At 52.3% G+C, this 16,411-nt stretch carries 13 protein-coding genes; 9 read left to right on the top strand and 4 right to left on the bottom strand.

The window, feature by feature from the left end:
• The first annotated feature begins 98 nt into the window (after positions 1-98).
• Complete coding sequence (locus tag EB241_RS07645; protein WP_124232608.1) at positions 99-1,295, top strand: multidrug effflux MFS transporter; 1,197 nt, start codon at positions 99-101, stop codon at positions 1,293-1,295.
• Here EB241_RS07645 and dadX read toward each other — a convergent pair.
• Together dadX and EB241_RS07635 are read right to left on the bottom strand one after the other, a co-directional pair.
• Entirely contained in the window at positions 1,292-2,362 is a 1,071-nt protein-coding gene (dadX, locus tag EB241_RS07640) for a catabolic alanine racemase DadX (protein WP_124232607.1), read from the bottom strand. The two genes, EB241_RS07645 and dadX, sit on opposite strands and share 4 nt — an antisense overlap.
• 33 nt (positions 2,363-2,395) lie before the next feature.
• On the bottom strand, positions 2,396-3,691 hold the full coding sequence (locus EB241_RS07635; RefSeq protein ID WP_124232606.1) for a D-amino acid dehydrogenase: 1,296 nt from the start codon (positions 3,689-3,691) through the stop codon (positions 2,396-2,398).
• A 488-nt stretch (positions 3,692-4,179) separates the two neighbouring features.
• Between EB241_RS07635 and EB241_RS07630 the strand changes: the two genes are divergently transcribed.
• Positions 4,180-5,715 (top strand): SpoVR family protein, encoded by a 1,536-nt coding sequence (locus tag EB241_RS07630; RefSeq protein ID WP_124232605.1) that lies wholly within the window; start codon positions 4,180-4,182, stop codon positions 5,713-5,715.
• 48 nt (positions 5,716-5,763) lie between these two features.
• On the opposite strand, the gene fadR is transcribed toward EB241_RS07630, so the two are convergent.
• Positions 5,764-6,483, bottom strand: a complete 720-nt coding sequence (fadR, locus tag EB241_RS07625) for a fatty acid metabolism transcriptional regulator FadR (RefSeq protein ID WP_124232604.1) — start codon at positions 6,481-6,483, stop codon at positions 5,764-5,766.
• Between the two features lie 309 nt (positions 6,484-6,792).
• On the opposite strand from fadR, the gene dsbB reads away from it, so the two are divergent.
• On the top strand, positions 6,793-7,326 hold the full coding sequence (gene dsbB / locus EB241_RS07620) for a disulfide bond formation protein DsbB (RefSeq protein WP_124232603.1): 534 nt from the start codon (positions 6,793-6,795) through the stop codon (positions 7,324-7,326).
• 326 nt (positions 7,327-7,652) lie between these two features.
• Here dsbB and EB241_RS07615 read toward each other — a convergent pair whose 3' ends face one another.
• Positions 7,653-9,086 (bottom strand): YchO/YchP family invasin, encoded by a 1,434-nt coding sequence (locus EB241_RS07615; RefSeq protein ID WP_124232602.1) that lies wholly within the window; start codon positions 9,084-9,086, stop codon positions 7,653-7,655.
• 698 nt (positions 9,087-9,784) lie between these two features.
• Here EB241_RS07615 and EB241_RS07610 point away from each other — a divergent pair.
• From EB241_RS07610 to EB241_RS07585, 6 genes are all read left to right on the top strand, one after another.
• Complete coding sequence (locus EB241_RS07610) at positions 9,785-10,291, top strand: SH3 domain-containing protein (protein WP_124232789.1); 507 nt, start codon at positions 9,785-9,787, stop codon at positions 10,289-10,291.
• A 91-nt stretch (positions 10,292-10,382) separates the two neighbouring features.
• Complete coding sequence (icmH, locus tag EB241_RS07605; protein WP_124232601.1) at positions 10,383-11,600, top strand: type IVB secretion system protein IcmH/DotU; 1,218 nt, start codon at positions 10,383-10,385, stop codon at positions 11,598-11,600.
• On the top strand, positions 11,600-13,717 hold the full coding sequence (tssM, locus tag EB241_RS07600) for a type VI secretion system membrane subunit TssM (protein ID WP_124232600.1): 2,118 nt from the start codon (positions 11,600-11,602) through the stop codon (positions 13,715-13,717). Before icmH ends, tssM begins: the two co-directional genes overlap by 1 nt.
• Before the next feature lie 2 nt (positions 13,718-13,719).
• On the top strand, positions 13,720-14,418 hold the full coding sequence (gene tagF, locus EB241_RS07595; RefSeq protein ID WP_124232599.1) for a type VI secretion system-associated protein TagF: 699 nt from the start codon (positions 13,720-13,722) through the stop codon (positions 14,416-14,418).
• A gap of 41 nt (positions 14,419-14,459) precedes the next feature.
• Positions 14,460-15,626 carry a type VI secretion system-associated FHA domain protein TagH gene (gene tagH, locus EB241_RS07590; RefSeq protein ID WP_124232598.1) on the top strand — a complete coding sequence of 389 codons (1,167 nt, stop codon included), beginning with the start codon at positions 14,460-14,462 and terminating at the stop codon, positions 15,624-15,626.
• Entirely contained in the window at positions 15,623-16,399 is a 777-nt protein-coding gene (locus EB241_RS07585; protein WP_124232597.1) for a PP2C family protein-serine/threonine phosphatase, read from the top strand. The genes tagH and EB241_RS07585 overlap by 4 nt, the downstream gene beginning before the upstream one ends.
• Positions 16,400-16,411 lie beyond the last annotated feature (12 nt).

The raw sequence follows: 16,411 nt of genomic DNA, 5'->3' as shown, positions 1-16,411 counted from the left end.
ACGTGGCTTCCGTGTTCAATCCCAGATTATCCTTTTCTTTTTCCCCGTTAGTCACTACCCTGTCCGGCCTGCTGTGTTAACGGACGTCGCCTTACCTGATGCAAAAATTTACCTTACTGCTTTTAAGCCTGGTGCTGCTTGGCCCATTAGGTATCGATCTTTATCTGCCCACGCTGCCGGAGATCGCTCTGGGGCTGAATACCCCGGTCAGTAAAATCCAGACCACTATTCCGCTGTTCCTGCTGGTCATGGGGCTGGGACAGCTGGTTGCCGGCCCTCTGGTGGATAAACTGGGCCGAAAACCCATTGCGCTGCTCGGGCTGCTGCTTTACCTGCTGGGGAGCATTCTGGCCGCCAGCGCAGATGGATGGTCGCAATTTTTACTTGCCCGTCTGGTCCAGGGGTGCGCGGTGTGTTGCACCGCCGTAGTGGCTTTCAGCGGCGTCCGCGACCGATTAAATGGTGATGAAGCCGCGAAGGCTTACGGCTTTCTCAATGGCGCACTGAACATTGTCCCGGCACTGGCACCGATGCTGGGTGGTTTTCTGGCGGATGCCTTTGGCTGGCGTGCGCCGTTCTGGTTTCTGGCTGGCTACGCCGGGCTGATCGCCCTGCTGACGATCGCCTTTTTGCCTGAAACCCGTCCGGCGGATACCGTTGCGGTGAAAGGCCTTCCTTTTACGCAGTATTACAACATTTTGCGTCAGCCACGCTTTCTTGCTTTCGCCTTTGCTAACGCTGGGGCACTGGGGATGGTACTGACTTATGTCTCGCTGGCGCCGCAGGTGCTGATGACCGAGGGTGAACTGAGCGCACTGCAATTTTCCATTGCCTTTGGCGCAAACGGCTTCTGGATCATGCTGGTCAGCGTGCTGGTGAATAAAATGATCCGTAAGCTGGGGCGGCCGTTTTGCCTGGCAACCGGCAGTCTGGCGATGGCGCTGGGGGCGATTACGCTGATGGGTGGCGTGTGGCTGTTGCCAACTGACTGGCAGACCCATTGGGCGCTTTATATGTTTCCGGTGGCAATCTCGGTGGCCGGGCTGGCCTTTACCGTTGGTCCCGCCACCAGCTATGCGCTGGAGCCTTACCAGCAGCAGGCCGGCGTGGCTTCTGCCCTGGCAGGATTTATTCAGATGGCGGGAGGTGCGTCGGCAGGTCTGCTGATGATGGCACTTCCACTGGCGGAAAAAGCCGCGCTGGCGCTGATGATGGTGGCAGGTACGGTGCTGACCGGGCTGGCCTGGCGCTACAGTAAAAAAGTGCGCGGCACGCTGACCGCGCTGAAAAGTTAGCTTAGCTGAACCGGTACGCGTGGTGCCAGCGCACACATCAGTTCATAGCCCACCGTACCGGCAGCCTGAGCGACTTCATCAATTTTCACCCTGTTGCCCCATAGCTCAACGCGGCTGCCAATGTCTGCCTGATGACAGGGCGTCAGATCCACCGTGATCATATCCATCGATATAGCGCCTACGGTGCAGGTTTTAACCCCATCAACCCAGACCGGCGTGCCACCAGGAGCATGGCGGGGATAACCATCGGCATAACCGCAGGCCACGACACCAATCCGCTGTTCTCCGGTTGCACGGTAGCGGCTACCATAGCCAACGGCGTCACCGGCTTTCAGTGTTTGCACCGCAATAATCTCACTTTGCAGTGTCATTACTGAGCGTAATCCACTGTCGGCGATATCCTGGCAACGCCCGGAGGGGGAAGCGCCATAGAGGATGATACCGGGACGCACCCAATCGCCATGCGCGTCAGGATGCCAGAGCGTTGCTGCAGAGTTCGCCAGGGAACGTGAGCACTCCAGCCCCCGTGCCGCAAGGTTAATCTTCTTCATTGGCTCTGTGATCCCTGTCGGCGTATCCGCATCGGCAAAATGCGCCATCAGCGTTATTTCACCCACATTTCGTAACCCGCGCAGACGATGCCATGCTTCATTAACCTGTTCAGGCTGAAATCCCAGCCGGTTCATGCCGCTGTTCATTTTCAGATAGACATTGAGCGGCGCAGAGAGCCGTGCCTTTTCCAGCGCTGCAATCTGCCAGTGGCTGTGCACGCTGGTTGTCAGGCGATACTGGTCCAGAAGGGGCAGTTCATCCTGATGAAAAAAACCCTCCAGCAGCAGAATCGGTTTCTTCCAGCCGTGCTCGCGAAGCAGAATGGCTTCTTCATGATTGAGTAAGGCAAACCCGTCGGTTTCAGCCAGGCTCTGCCATACCCGGTCAATGCCATGACCATAAGCATTGGCCTTAACCACTGACCAGACACGCGAGCGGGCGGCCACCTTACGAACAATGGCCAGGTTGTGTCGCAACGCACTGGTGTCAATCGTTGCGACAATAGGACGAGACATAACTTCTCCTGGTTATAAATACGCAGATAAAGACTAACGGACCGCATGCAGCGACTGCCCGACATGAGGCTCAAAACCCGGCAAATAGCGCATCACTGAGAGATCGTCCGCGTTAATGGCCGGCGTGCGCCCGGAGATAATATCAGAGATCAGCTGCCCGGAACCGCAGGCCATGGTCCAACCGAGTGTTCCGTGACCGGTATTCAGATACAGATTTTTTAGCGGCGTTCGGCCCACAATGGGCGTGCCGTCCGGTGTCATCGGGCGTAACCCGGTCCAGAAGCAGGACTGTTCAATGTGGCCTCCCTGTGGAAAGAGGTCACCAACAACCATTTCCAGCGTCTCCCGGCGGGCCTGCCTCAGGGCGGTATTGAAGCCAACAATTTCCGCTATACCGCCCACCCTGATACGATCATCAAAACGGGTAATGGCGACCTTATAGGTTTCATCGAGAACGGTGGATACGGGTGCGGCCGCGCTGTTTTTAACCGGAATGGTAATCGAGTAGCCTTTCAGGGGATAAACCGGTATCTCTACGATGCCTTGCAGTAAACCGGTGGAATACGATCCTGTCGCCACCACAAATGCATCAGCAGTGACCGTGTCAGCACCACATTTTACGCCAACGATCTGGTTCCCTTCCTGTAACAGTACGTCGATTGATGTATTTAGTCTGAAGTTCACCCCCGCCGCCGTGGCCATCTCCGCAAGACGCCGGGTAAAGAGTTGACAGTCGCCGGTTTCATCGTTGGGCAGTCGCAGCCCACCGGTGAGTTTATGCTGGACGGCGGCCAGTGCAGGTTCAGCATCAGTCAGCTGACTGGCTTCAAGCAGCTGATAAGGCACGCCCGCTTCTTTCAATACGGCGATATCTTTGGTGGCGCTTTCGAATTGCTGCGGAGTGCGAAACAGCTGTAGTGTCCCACCCTGACGCCCCTCATAGGCGATGCCGGTTTCCTGGCGCAGCGATTTGAGGCAGTCACGGCTGTATTCGGCAATGCGCACCATCCGGCTTTTATTTTGTTGATAGTGCTGGATATCACAATTGCGCAGCATCTGCCACATCCACTGTATCTGAAAACGACTGCCATCGGGACGGATAGCCAGCGGCGCATGTCGCTGAAACATCCATTTAACCGCTTTTAGCGGTACACCCGGCGCTGCCCAGGGGGCGGCATACCCCGGAGAAACTTGCCCGGCATTACCGGCACTGGTCTCCATTGCCACATCAGGCTGACGGTCAATTACCGTGACCTCATGTCCTGCCTTCGCCAGATACCACGCGCTGGCCACACCAACCACCCCACTCCCCAGAATGACAACTCGCATATCCGCTCCACCGATTATCAAAAGAAGAATACACTGCCTTATTGCAACAATAACAGTTGAAATAACCGGGGTCAGCCTGACCACATTGCGCCGATATACTTCACCTTTTTTTCATCCCGGATGCGAATAAAAATAAACCCCACCCTTAAATTCAGAGTAATATACTAACAATCATTATTTTTAAGAATCATGTTGTTACGAGGTTGATTTTTTTCACTTTTAACAGAATAAAGCAATCAAAACACACACGCATAACGTAAAGAGCATTATGCTGATAATAATAAAATATGCAGCATTTAAATTCACCCTGACAACTCTGTTTTCTGTTAAATAATTCAATTGTATTCGTCAGACCAATCAGAGAGAGTGAACTATCATTGAAAGATTGGCTTTGGTTACAGACCTGTGTCAGCAGGTCAATATGAAAACCGATGTTTTGCCGCTACGTGTTGTAACGCCGAAAACCGGTTTTAAAAAAGGGGCACGCTATGACGACTATCTTTGATGATGCCATGACAACAGGTAAACGCCTGAGTGATGGCCCGGACTGGACTTTCGAGCTACTCGATGTATATCTGGGTGAAATCGATCGGGTCGCCAAACTTTACCGGCTTGAAACCTACCCACATCAGATTGAAGTAATCACCTCAGAACAGATGATGGATGCCTATTCCAGCGTTGGTATGCCCATTAACTATTCGCACTGGTCTTTTGGTAAAAAGTTTATTGAGACGGAACAACGATATAAGCACGGTCAGCAGGGCCTTGCCTATGAAATCGTCATCAATTCCAATCCCTGTATCGCCTATCTGATGGAAGAAAATACCATTACCATGCAGGCACTGGTGATGGCACATGCCTGCTACGGACATAATTCCTTTTTTAAAAACAACTATCTGTTCCGCAGCTGGACCGATGCCGGTTCCATCGTCGATTACCTGATTTTTGCACGCAATTACATCAGAAATTGCGAAGAACGCTTTGGCGTGGAAGAAGTTGAAAAGCTGCTGGATTCCTGTCATGCCCTGATGAATTACGGCGTGGATCGCTATAAAAGACCACAAAAAATCTCTTTGCAGGAAGAGAAAGCCCGCCAGAAAAGCCGCGAGGAGTATCTGCAAAGCCAGGTTAATATGCTGTGGCGTACGCTGCCACGGCGTGAACGAGAATCAACGCAGGCAAAAGCGACACGTTATCCTTCTGAACCACAGGAAAACCTGCTGTATTTTATGGAAAAAAATGCGCCACTGTTGGAATCATGGCAGCGCGAGATCCTGCGTATTGTTCGTAAAGTCAGCCAGTATTTTTATCCGCAAAAACAAACGCAGGTTATGAACGAAGGCTGGGCAACATTCTGGCATTACACCATCCTTAATCACTTGTATGACGAGGGAAAAGTTTCCGAGCGATTTATGCTGGAGTTTTTACACAGTCATACCAACGTGGTTTATCAGCCACCCTATAACAGTCAGTGGTATAACGGCATTAACCCTTACGCGCTGGGTTTTGCCATGTTTCAGGATATTAAACGCATTTGCCAGCAGCCCACGGAAGAAGATCGTCACTGGTTTCCTGATATCGCCGGAAGCGACTGGCTGGAAACGCTACATTTCGCCATGCGTGAATTTAAAGATGAAAGCTTTATCAGTCAGTTCCTGTCACCAAAAGTGATGCGGGATTTTCGTCTGTTTACGGTGATGGACGACGATCGCAATAATTTTCTGGAGATTGCGGCAATCCATGATGAAGCAGGCTACAGAGCGATACGCCAACAGCTGTCTGCACAGTACAATCTGAGTAATCTGGAGCCGAATATTCAGGTTTACGATGTGGATTTACGCGGCGACCGCTCCCTGACGTTGCGCTATGTACCGCAAAACCGTGCGCCACTGGATAAAAGCCGCCGTGAAGTGTTAAAGCACGTTCACCGGCTGTGGGGATTTGATGTGCACCTCGAACAACAGAACGAAGACGGCAGCACTGAAATTCTTGACCGCTGTCCACCCCGTTCCTCTGTCCTGTGATTTCATCCTGTCAGCGTAGCCGGATTACCCTCAGCCGGCTATGGCCTGTCACGACTGAGCCGACAGGTCAGCTGGCATACTTTTTTGCATACCATGCCAGATTTCTCCACTGCGACGTCCGTAATCCCTTACGACGTCGACAATTTTATCAAACTGTTCCTGCTGCTGACAGATAGCGAGGAGCTGCTGATAAAAGTCGCGTGCGACCTGGCGCGCTTCCGGGTTAGAAAAGTAATGACGCCCCACCCTGGTGTAGAGGCCTTTCAGTCCGTTAAGGATCAGTCCGTAAATGGGGTTGCCTGATGCAAAGGCAAGTCCACGGAAGATACTGTAATCCAGCTCGGTATAAGCATCTGCCCTGTCTTCGACATCCTTTGCGGTGAAAAGGACTTCTTTCGCTTTATCAGGGTACATGCGAATTGCGCGGCGGATAAAAATAGATGAGATATTAGTGCGCACGGAAAGCAGGTTATCAATCAGCTGTGGAACGCTGTCGTGGTCCAGGCGAGCAAGCGTTTCCAAAATATTAAGCCCTGATGTTTCCCAGAAATTATTAACCCTGGTTGGCTTGCCATGTTGAATAGTCAACCAGCCATCACGGGCCAGACGTTGCAGAACTTCACGCAGCGTGGTTCGGGTTACACCTATCAGTTCCGACAGTTCCCGTTCAGCGGGGAGAATAGTTCCGGGAGGAAAACGGTTATTCCAGATACTCTCGATAAGATATTCTTCCGCGAAACCGGCAGGGCTCTGCGCCTTAATGACCATAGGGTTTTGTTTCCGTTACATTCACAATGTGCAAAAATTCCGCTCATAATATCAGATGCCCTCTGCATCACCTAGACTGGCCACAGATGAAAATCCACATTCTTGCGCTTAATTCCCCCAAAATAATGAGGTCCTTAATTTTTTGCATCTGAAAGTTAACTTTCATTAACAATGAGGCACAAAAACAGATAAATGCGTTGTGAGATTGCTTTTAAACCCTTCAGGTGATGAAAATTTTGCGCGGTGCCGCTGGAACACCGCCGCTTTTGGTTTACACTGCCGGTTTGGTGTCCAATACATGGATTGATTATGTTGCGATATTTAAATGGTTGTTCCCGTGGCCGTGGTGCCTGGCTGTTAATGGCATTCACGGCCTTTTGTCTGGAAATGGTCGCGCTCTATTTCCAGCATGTGATGCTGTTGAAACCCTGCGTGATGTGTATCTACGAGCGCTGTGCGCTGTTTGGTGTAATGGGAGCAGGACTACTGGGTGCCATCGCCCCCAAAACCCCACTGCGCTGGGTGGCAATCATGATATGGCTTTACAGCGCATATACAGGACTGCGTTTGTCCTGGGAGCACACCATGATCCAGCTGCATCCAAACCCCTTCACCACCTGCGACTTCGCAGTCCGGTTCCCGGACTGGTTGCCACTTGACAAATGGTTGCCTTCCGTTTTTGTCGCTTCCGGTGACTGCGCGGCAAAACAGTGGTCGTTATTCTCACTGGAAATGCCTCAGTGGCTGCTTATTATTTTCGCCGTTTTTATGGTCATTGGTTTACTGGTACTGGTAGCACAGTGCTTCAGAGAAAAAAAACGCGAGCTGTTTACCCGTAGATGACAGGGTGGCGCTTAACCCCGTTATCACTGAGGGTACAAGCGTCATGAAGAATCTCTGTTTTTAACCTTTCGCGCAGCTTATTCTCATCACACTGAGGAAATAAAGGGCACACCAATGCGCTGTGCCACAGGAAGGACCAGCAAACTCCCGGTGCGCCGGCCAAAGGCGGGCGAGCCGGTCATCCCCCTTCCACAAAGGCGGGCGAGCCGGTCATCCCCCTTCCACATTGCAACAGCCGAACAAAAAACCTTTGCACCGCATCTCATATGCCGGGTGCCCTGTCGGGCAGACGGGAGCACCGCCACTGCCGTTGATACGGTTGCCTGTCAGGGAGCCATCACATCAAACTGATTATCGTCACGGTTATCCATCGCCACTGGCTGAGCCAGTTTAATGGTGATCCAGTTCGACGTTACCCGCTGTTGCCGGCTGTCTTCCAGCGTTACCGACAGATGATACGCGTTGGCAGCATCAGGTGAGTTATCCCATTGTGGAATAATGATACTCCAGCCCTGCGGATCGCTGCTGTTCGCCGCAGAGGTCAGACTCAACGCCTGCGTGTCCCCCTGCCAGCTGATAGCTTTGATGGGATTAGCATGGCGGATTTGTAGCTTCAGGGGCAATGCTTCACCCGGATGAAGCTGCCAGGGTGGCGTGGCAAGGAACACCGACAGGGTTTTACGCTGGCGGAAATCCATTACCGGCGTGTTATTGCGCTTGACAGGATCGTAACGGCTGCCACTCAGGGATCGGGAGGCTGCGACGTTACTGGCTGACAATTGCTTACTCAATGCTACTCCAATCTGATAATTCATTTTCAGACCCAGCTGATCCTGAGTTTCACCGGTATCTGCCGTTTTTCTTGACGCGGTAAGCGTAAACAACGGCATGGGGGTATAATTGATCCCCAGCTCAACGGCAGCAGGATTATTGCCATAGGTGCCACTGTTAAACAGGCCAACATTATCGCCAAAATACTGCTCGTAGCTCAGTGAAACCCCAAGTTGCCGGTAAAACGGCAGAAAGCCTTCAGTGGTAATATCATAACCTTGTGCCATACGCATCTGCGTGATCTCGGTATTGTCACGCCAGCCGGATAGCGGCTGGTAGTAGTTAGCCGAGAAACGCAGAAAGTCACCGGATGCTTCCGCGCCCAGCGATCCCCGCTGTTGTCCTGACGCCACCAGGTCGTCGATAAACGCGTTATAGCCAAGCCGCCAGCCGCCTGTCAGCCAACGCTGGCCCAGTCCGGCGCTGGCTGACAGGCCATTACTGCTCTGCTGAATGCCAATCTGGCTGAAGGTCAGCCCGGCGTAATTATCCCGCCACGGCGTCACCAGTTGCGCCGATGTACCATCGAAATTCCCCCGACTGTCAACGTCCAGCGACAGGCTGGCGCGACCATAGGGTGAAAGCAGTTGCCTGCCTTCACTTTCTGCCCGGCTGGTAGCCTCATCACGAAAATGGTCAAAAGCCCACTGCCCGGCAGAGCTACCCAGTGATTTATCATCATCACTGTTCATGCTGGCTTCACCGATGCTTTTCATCGCCTGTGCCACACGCTTTTCGAACGCCGCATCGGATGATGCGGCACTGCCCAAATCGGGAAGTGAGCGACTGAAACGGGCAGGATCGTCAAAAGGTGTATCGGCAAGTTGGGTACCGGGAGTGGTGGCATCTGCCACCTGAAGGCAGCTGAACGCGGCAACCAGCAAAATGAGTCTGCGATGAAGGGATACCGTACGATTTACTCTTCTCATAACCTCATCATTGCCCACCGTCAGGGCAAAGTTACACGTAGCTCAGGACCTCAAAACATGACCAGCTTAACATTTTTGCCCGTGTGCGCCCACCAGCCAGCGCTTCTTTTCGGTCAATGGGCAGAGATAACTCACTGACAGACCATCTGATTATCATCAAGAGCCGGGAGCATTTCACAACAGGAAGAGTCTGATGAAAAAATGCCACTGTGTCAGGGATGGTGATGCCGGTGACCGTGACAGGGCCGGTTAATATAAGAGTACTGGCTGCTAACCATCTGGTGGCTTATCAACATAATCTGTTAGCCGCCCAGGTGCGGTAAGAAGCAATGATCAACCCTGTGCCCCCCCCTTCTTCAGCCAGGGCTGATGTGTTTCCCGCTGATACGGCGGTGCTCAACCGCAGGCCAGTCCCCCCCGCACATGGCCCCGAAGCATCGGACATCAAACGAATAATCAATATTGCTAACCATTGTCTCTTATTTGAAATGGCATTACGGCACTATCTCCCTCTGAGAGGCCAATAACATGTAAAGTGGTACGCCTCAATTGTTTCCATTCCTAAAAGCCTAAGGTAAACTGGCATGAAATTTATCTTCATATAAATCAGCATATTTTTAATGCGCAGCGGTCATTTTTATCTTCGGACTGCTGTGCGTATTTGGGATTTAGCTTGTGAAATATAAGGCTTAGTTATGATGCTCACCAGAAATGATGTGAAATTAAGCGTCGCGTTCAGCTTCCTGACCGCGCTGTTTCTGACTGGTTGTCAAACAACCCCACCGATTACCGATGATACACTCATTAACTCTGTCGTTGATGGAGTCCAGTTAACCCATCGCCATGCCATTGAGGCGCCACACTCTTTTACGCCAGTCAATGAAACTTATCGGGCATTGTATAATGCATCAGTGATGGACAGGCCTGGCTTTGATGGCAAGATTATTCGCTATCTTGAAAATGGCAAACCGTTCACCGTGCTGGGTAAGGTGGAAAACCACTGGCTGGCGATAGCAGATGACGATGGGCAATTGCTGACCGGCTATGTACCATTTAAAGCTGGAGTAAAAAGTGTTCTGTATGACGCCACACTTAAAAGCGATCGGCCAAAAGTTCGTAAAAATAGCAAAAAAATCTGCGTGAACGTTGGCGATAAAAGCAAAGCCTGTCGTGACAACAACAATGCAACCTGGATTCTGGAATAGGCTCAACGAACCACATAAAGGAAACAGTTCAGCGTCTGACCAGTTCAAAATGCCTACCCAGCAGGGTCTTACAGCAGAGACAGTAAACCAGATGAATAAGGAACACCACCCTGACACGTCTCTCTCAGTCGGCCAGGAAAATCGGTTAATGACAGCTGCCGCACCATTGCTGAATGCCATCGTGCAGATCCGCACGGCTGCAACCCATGACGATCCTGTCATGCTGCGTCAGCAACTCGTTGATGAAGTCCGCCAGTTTGAACGACGTAGCAAACAAGCCGGTTTACCCTTTGATATGATTATTGGTGCACGTTACTGCCTGTGCAGTGTACTGGATGAAGCTGCGGGACAAACCCCATGGGGAAGCCGAAGCGTCTGGTCGGGTAATGGATTACTGGTGACTTTTCATAACGAAAGCTGGGGTGGCGAAAAAGTTTTTCAGTTGCTGTCTCGCATTTCGCAGACACCAGCTCAACATCTCTGGCTATTGGAAGTCATTAACTATTGCCTGCTGCTTGGCTATGAGGGGCGTTATCGGGCAATGGAACAAGGCCACCTGCAACGTGAGGCAATGCGGGAACGCCTGGCTCAGCTGATCCGCGATACCCGTGGGTTAACGGAAAGCACCCCAGTCCCTCAGCCATTAACCGCGACCAGCCAAAATGCGCGGTGGTGCCCTCCTGTGCCACTGTGGGTTTGTATCACCATCACCGCATTTATTGCCAGTCTCATCTACTCCGCTTTTAACTGGCAGCTGAACAACACCAGCGGGCCTCTGTTACGCGCTATCTGGCAGACACCACTGCCGAGGATGCAACCGGGCAAACTCAGCCACGCTTCACAGGCTTTACTGGATATCCGCCAACGCCTTGATGACCTCATTATCAGCCGTCAAGTGGATGTCACTGACACCAGCAACGGCAGCAAGGTTATCATTGCCGCTGACAGACTGTTTCGCGAAGCAAGTACCGAGCTGACGCCACGGGGGCGTGCGATTATTACCCGTGTATCGGCTGCTATGGATAATATTCAGGGCATGGTGGTGGTCAGGGTCTACACCGACGATCGTCCGATGCCAGTCTCCCACTTCACATCTGACCACGACATCTCACTGGCACAGGCACGCGGTATCAGTACGCTGATGTTGCAGATACAAAAACCGGGGCATGTTATCCGTAGTGAAGGGCTCGGCAACAGCAATCCACTGTTACCAAATGACAGTGATGAAAACCGGGCACAAAACCGTCGTGTGGAAATTATTCTTTTCCCTGTAACAGTAACAGCAGACAGTCAGAAGGATAAATCCTGATGCCGCCATTCTTCACCACAATCATCTTCAGTCGACTGCTGTGGAGTTTTTTGGGGATTACCGCACTGTCTGCGTTGATCTGGACAATCGGCCCACAGGTCACATTTGGCAGAAATCGCTGGCTGGAGAGTGGCATCCACCGCCAGATTGCCATTGGGTTGTGCTATTTCCTGTGGATTTTATTGCAGCTGATCCCGCAGCTTTACCGCGCATGGTTTAACAGCAAACTGCTGCACAACTTACAAAAACATAGCATCGATTATGCCGAACAGGAGGCAACCGGCGAGCTACTGAATAGTCGCTTTAGCGAAGCGGCAATGCTGTTGAAGAGGATCCAGTTCAGTTCGCCGCAGAAAAATAAACAGTACGCCTGGCTGCAGCGCTTCAGCGCTCAGTACCTTTACCAGCTCCCCTGGTACATGATTGTTGGCGCGCCGGGTGCAGGTAAAACCACCGCCTTGATCAATTCCGGGCTGGAATTTCCACTCAGTGACAGCCTGGGCAAAACGGCGCTGCGCGGCGTTGGTGGCACACGCCATTGTGACTGGTGGTTTACCCGTGACGCCGTTTTGCTGGACACGGCAGGACGTTACACCCTACAGGAGAGCCAGCGCGAAAGAGACGCTGGTGAATGGCAAACATTTATCGCCCTGTTGAAACGCTACCGCGCGCGGCAACCCATCAACGGCGTGATTATAACCATCAGCGTCGCAGACCTGCTAAGTGATTCCGCTGAGGCCCGCTATACTCAGGCTAATGCCCTGCGTCAGCGCATGGCAGAACTTCATCAGCAAACCGGTATCCACTTCCCGGTGTACGTGATGGTGACCAAGACCGACCTGCTGAAGGGATTTATGAGCTATTACGCTAACCTGGATAAAGCACAGCGTGATGCAGTATGGGGCTTCTCCTTTCCCCTTGAACCAGACCAGCAAAATGCCATCCCACAGGAAAAATACTTTGAACAGCAGTTCCGTCAGCTGACCCAGCGCCTGCGGGATAATCTGGCGGACAAAATGGCCAGAGAGAAAGACCTGAGCCTCCGTGCGGATTGTTTCCTGTTTCCACAGGAGTTTGCCTCGCTGCAACCCTTGCTGGCTGAATATTTCGAGATCGTTTTCACCGCAGAAAATGGCAAAATGCCCTGGGTTCCTCGCGGACTGTTTTTCACCAGTGGTACTCAGGAGGGATTGCCTTTTGACCGTATTATGGGTGAGCTAACGCGGAAGCTACAACTGCCGCAGGACGCCGATCAAACCATTGCCAACTGGAACAGTGTCACCCGCCACGCCCCCATTCCGGCGACCAAAGGCCAGAGCTATTTTATTCACTCCCTGCTCAGCGATCTGGTTTTTAAGGAGAGTAGCCTCGCAGGTAGCGATCCCCTGTGGGAACGTCGCAACCGGCAGATGCACTGGGCAGGTTATGCCTTGATGATGATGGCGCTGGTCGCTGCCACATGTTTATGGACCACCAGCTATTACCAAAATAAGCACTATCTGCAACAGGTGGATAGCCGTCTGGTCCCCATTGAGCAGCAGGCCACACTATTTCAGAACCACAATCGCGGAGAAATTATTGATCTGCTACCTTTCCTTAACGATTTGGTTGCATTACCACAAAGTTCGCATTTTTCGCTCAATGACCCACCCCTGAGTATGCGGGGAGGACTATATCAGGGTATGCAGATTGGTAACGCAGCGTGGGGGTTGTATCAAAACGCGCTGAGAAGCCTGCTGCTGCCTCGTGTGGCACAGGCCATTACCCTTGCTTTACGGAATGACAAAGGTGGGGACAGTGAATTCAGCCGTAATGCCTTGCGGGCCTATCAGATGTTGTATCAACCACGCAGTTACGATGGCGAATTTTTACGGGGCTGGGTGATGCAAAATCTGCAACGTACGCTGCCAAATAGCGTAACCACCAGGCAACTTCAGCAGCTTGACTGGCACCTCAGCCAGCTGCTCGACAGGCAAATCCAGACCTCACCTTATGCGCGCGATAATTCGCTCATGCATAAAATGTTGAAAAATACAGACAGTGAACCCCAGCATGCCGCAAGCAGCTCGATTGCCATTCCAATGATTTCTGACGATTATCCGTCCGGTGAGGATTGATCATGGCAGATAAAAAACAGCCCGGATGGTATGGCAAGCTGCCGGGTACCGGTGACTTTTTGCAACGCCATCTTCCTGAGAACATTGTTACCAACTGGTCTAACTGGTTCCAGCTGGGCCTGACACACTGGCATCATCACAGTGACGCCGTTAGCGAACAATTCAGGCATGCGCCAGTGTGGAACTTTGCTATGCCGGCAACGCTTGGCGTGCAGCAAGTGCAAATTGGCTGTCTTATGCCTTCAAGAGATCGCGTGGGACGGGCATGGCCGCTACTGGTACTGCAGCGTGTTGCGCTGAAGCACTGGCACCCGGCTCAACTGATGATCTGCGGCGACTGGTTTCAGCTGTTGGGTGCCACAATGTATCAGGCGGTGAAAGTACCTTTCACGGTCAACCAACTGGATCAGGCGTTGGATAACCTGCCATCGCTGGCGATCCCCGACAATGGTCGTTCAGATATTATGGATATCATTGGCTATCAGAATATGCCCTGCACGCTTGCCTGGCCGGAAGTGGCCGCACATTTTGATCCAACAGGGTACACCAGCTACTGGTGGACCAATCAGAGTGATGGCTATCCTCTTACCAGTCACAAACACAGCGGTAACCTTACTGCTCAGCTGTTCTCGCAACTATTCAACCCGGCCGCTATGGCACAAACAGGGCGGCATGGACTCTATCCCCCCATGTTTGAATAGCGTCTCTTGGCCTGTGATGGCCCTGGCTTCAGGAAAAGCGTATGCGATTTACCATTGTTGAAAGCAAAAATGGAACACCCCTTACCTGCTGTGATTTTGTGCCACCCGGCGGCACCATTGGCCGGAGCGTCGACAACGATCTGGTACTCCCGGATGAAGACCGTGCTATTTCACGTTTACAGGCAGTGGTGCATGTTGCCAGCAATGGTGATTGTCGTCTGACCAATCATGGCAGCGTCACTGCCGTAGTGCATAATCGTGTCCCGCTGGCGCGGGGAAGCCAGATTTTGTTACAGCATGCTGACGTACTAAACATTGGCCATTACCAGATTCGGGTCAGTGACCCGGCACACGAGGAGGAGACGGCTTTCAGCGATATCGACCCGCTGACTCTGTTTACCCATGATGATAACTCTGCGTCCGATCCGCTGGGCATTTCACGTCATCAGGAAGCGGTGCTGATGGAGACTTTTGAGCTGCACACCGAGGAGCAATTATCCGCCCGTCAAGCCCGGCAGAACGTCGCCCGGTTAAGTATTGACCCGGTTAATCATGCGATGATGCCGTCAGAACGCACCACTTCGCCTGGCAATGAACAGCGCCTGCTCGCCGCGCTGATGGACGGAATGGGGCTGGATTATCATGCCGATAAACCGACACTGACGGAAGATCAGATGCGCATCACCGGAAGGATGCTCAGCCTTTTCTCACAGGGGACCGTTGCCCTGCTCTCCTCACGCTCCATCCTTAAACGTGGGGTGAAAGCCGAAATGACGATGATCCTCAATGAGGCTAACAACCCGTTCAAGATCCTGCCCTCCGGTAAAACGGTACTGATGCAAATCTATCAAAGCGAGATGCCCGGCTTTATGCCGCCTGAACAGGCCGTTCGGGATGCTCTGGTAGATTTGCAGGCACATCAGTTGGGAATGATTGCCGGGATCCGGGCCATTATTGCGGCCATGTTGCAATCATTCAACCCGCAGCGGCTGGAAGACTTCGCCCGCCGCGACGGAAACATGCCACGCATCAGTCCGGGAATGATGAAAAAAGCCGCGCTGTGGGACTATTTTCTTCGTCATTATCAGAAGATGTCAGGTGAGATAGAAGACGACTTCCACACGCTTTTTGGCAACGCATTCCTGCAAGCCTATGATATGGAAGTCAATCAGTACAAAGACTCCCAGTCCCGGCCGGAAGAAGAATGAACATCAATTATGCAACCACGTCGCATCAGGGCGCACGGGAGAATAATCAGGATGAAACAGGCGCGGTGCTTGGACAGTACTGCGCCTGTTTTCTGGTCTGTGATGGCGTAGCCGGCACCGCGGGTGGGGGAATTGCCGCCCGTATTACGAAAGATGTGTTGCTCTCGGCAGTGGCAAACGACCTCCCTATCACCCCCGTGGAGACCGAATGTTGGGTAGAAAATGCCGAACAGGCCGTCCGGCAGGCACAGCAGACGATGGTAAATTTCAGTCAGATGAGTACCACACTCGCCGCCCTGTTTATCGATCGTCTCTCTCAACAATGCTGGTGGATGCACGCCGGAGACAGTCGCGTTTACCACTTTCGCCGGGGTTATATTCACTCCTTCACCCGCGATCACAGCCTCGCTCAGCAATTAAAGGATGCTGGTGTTGATAATACCGGTATAAACAGTAATTTACTTTATAATGCACTGGGTTCAGACGGCCAACAGCCGGCCAGCTACAGTGGCATACATCTGCTGGAAGATGGCGATGCTTTTCTGGTCTGCACTGACGGTTTCTGGTGCAATCTGACGCCTGAAGAAATGGAACAGGCGCTCCGCATGGTCAACTCACCTGAAGAGTGGCTGGCCCTGATGCATACGGCAATTGATCGTAGTAAAAAAGAAGATAATTTAAGCGCGGTGGCCATCTGGATCGGCTCACCTCAGGAAGCCACGCTGATACAGTTGATGGCGGACTCAGCCCGGTTTCTGCCGCCGTGCAAATAACATCAAGGAACA

This window comes from Erwinia psidii (assembly GCF_003846135.1).
In the GTDB taxonomy this organism is placed as follows: domain Bacteria; phylum Pseudomonadota; class Gammaproteobacteria; order Enterobacterales; family Enterobacteriaceae; genus Erwinia; species Erwinia psidii.
The sequence above is the reverse complement of the archived record's forward strand: the minus strand, read 5'-3'. Positions and strand labels throughout refer to the sequence as shown.

Coding starts and splice junctions, on each gene's coding strand:
- EB241_RS07645 (WP_124232608.1), top strand. CDS start 99: ATGCAAAAATTTACCTTACTGCTTTTAAGCCTGGTGCTGCTTGGCCCA.
- icmH (WP_124232601.1), top strand. CDS start 10,383: ATGAATAAGGAACACCACCCTGACACGTCTCTCTCAGTCGGCCAGGAA.
- tagF (WP_124232599.1), top strand. CDS start 13,720: ATGGCAGATAAAAAACAGCCCGGATGGTATGGCAAGCTGCCGGGTACC.
- EB241_RS07610 (WP_124232789.1), top strand. CDS start 9,785: ATGCTCACCAGAAATGATGTGAAATTAAGCGTCGCGTTCAGCTTCCTG.
- dadX (WP_124232607.1), bottom strand. CDS start 2,362: ATGTCTCGTCCTATTGTCGCAACGATTGACACCAGTGCGTTGCGACAC.
- tssM (WP_124232600.1), top strand. CDS start 11,600: ATGCCGCCATTCTTCACCACAATCATCTTCAGTCGACTGCTGTGGAGT.
- fadR (WP_124232604.1), bottom strand. CDS start 6,483: ATGGTCATTAAGGCGCAGAGCCCTGCCGGTTTCGCGGAAGAATATCTT.
- EB241_RS07615 (WP_124232602.1), bottom strand. CDS start 9,086: ATGAGAAGAGTAAATCGTACGGTATCCCTTCATCGCAGACTCATTTTG.
- EB241_RS07635 (WP_124232606.1), bottom strand. CDS start 3,691: ATGCGAGTTGTCATTCTGGGGAGTGGGGTGGTTGGTGTGGCCAGCGCG.
- EB241_RS07585 (WP_124232597.1), top strand. CDS start 15,623: ATGAACATCAATTATGCAACCACGTCGCATCAGGGCGCACGGGAGAAT.
- tagH (WP_124232598.1), top strand. CDS start 14,460: ATGCGATTTACCATTGTTGAAAGCAAAAATGGAACACCCCTTACCTGC.
- EB241_RS07630 (WP_124232605.1), top strand. CDS start 4,180: ATGACGACTATCTTTGATGATGCCATGACAACAGGTAAACGCCTGAGT.
- dsbB (WP_124232603.1), top strand. CDS start 6,793: ATGTTGCGATATTTAAATGGTTGTTCCCGTGGCCGTGGTGCCTGGCTG.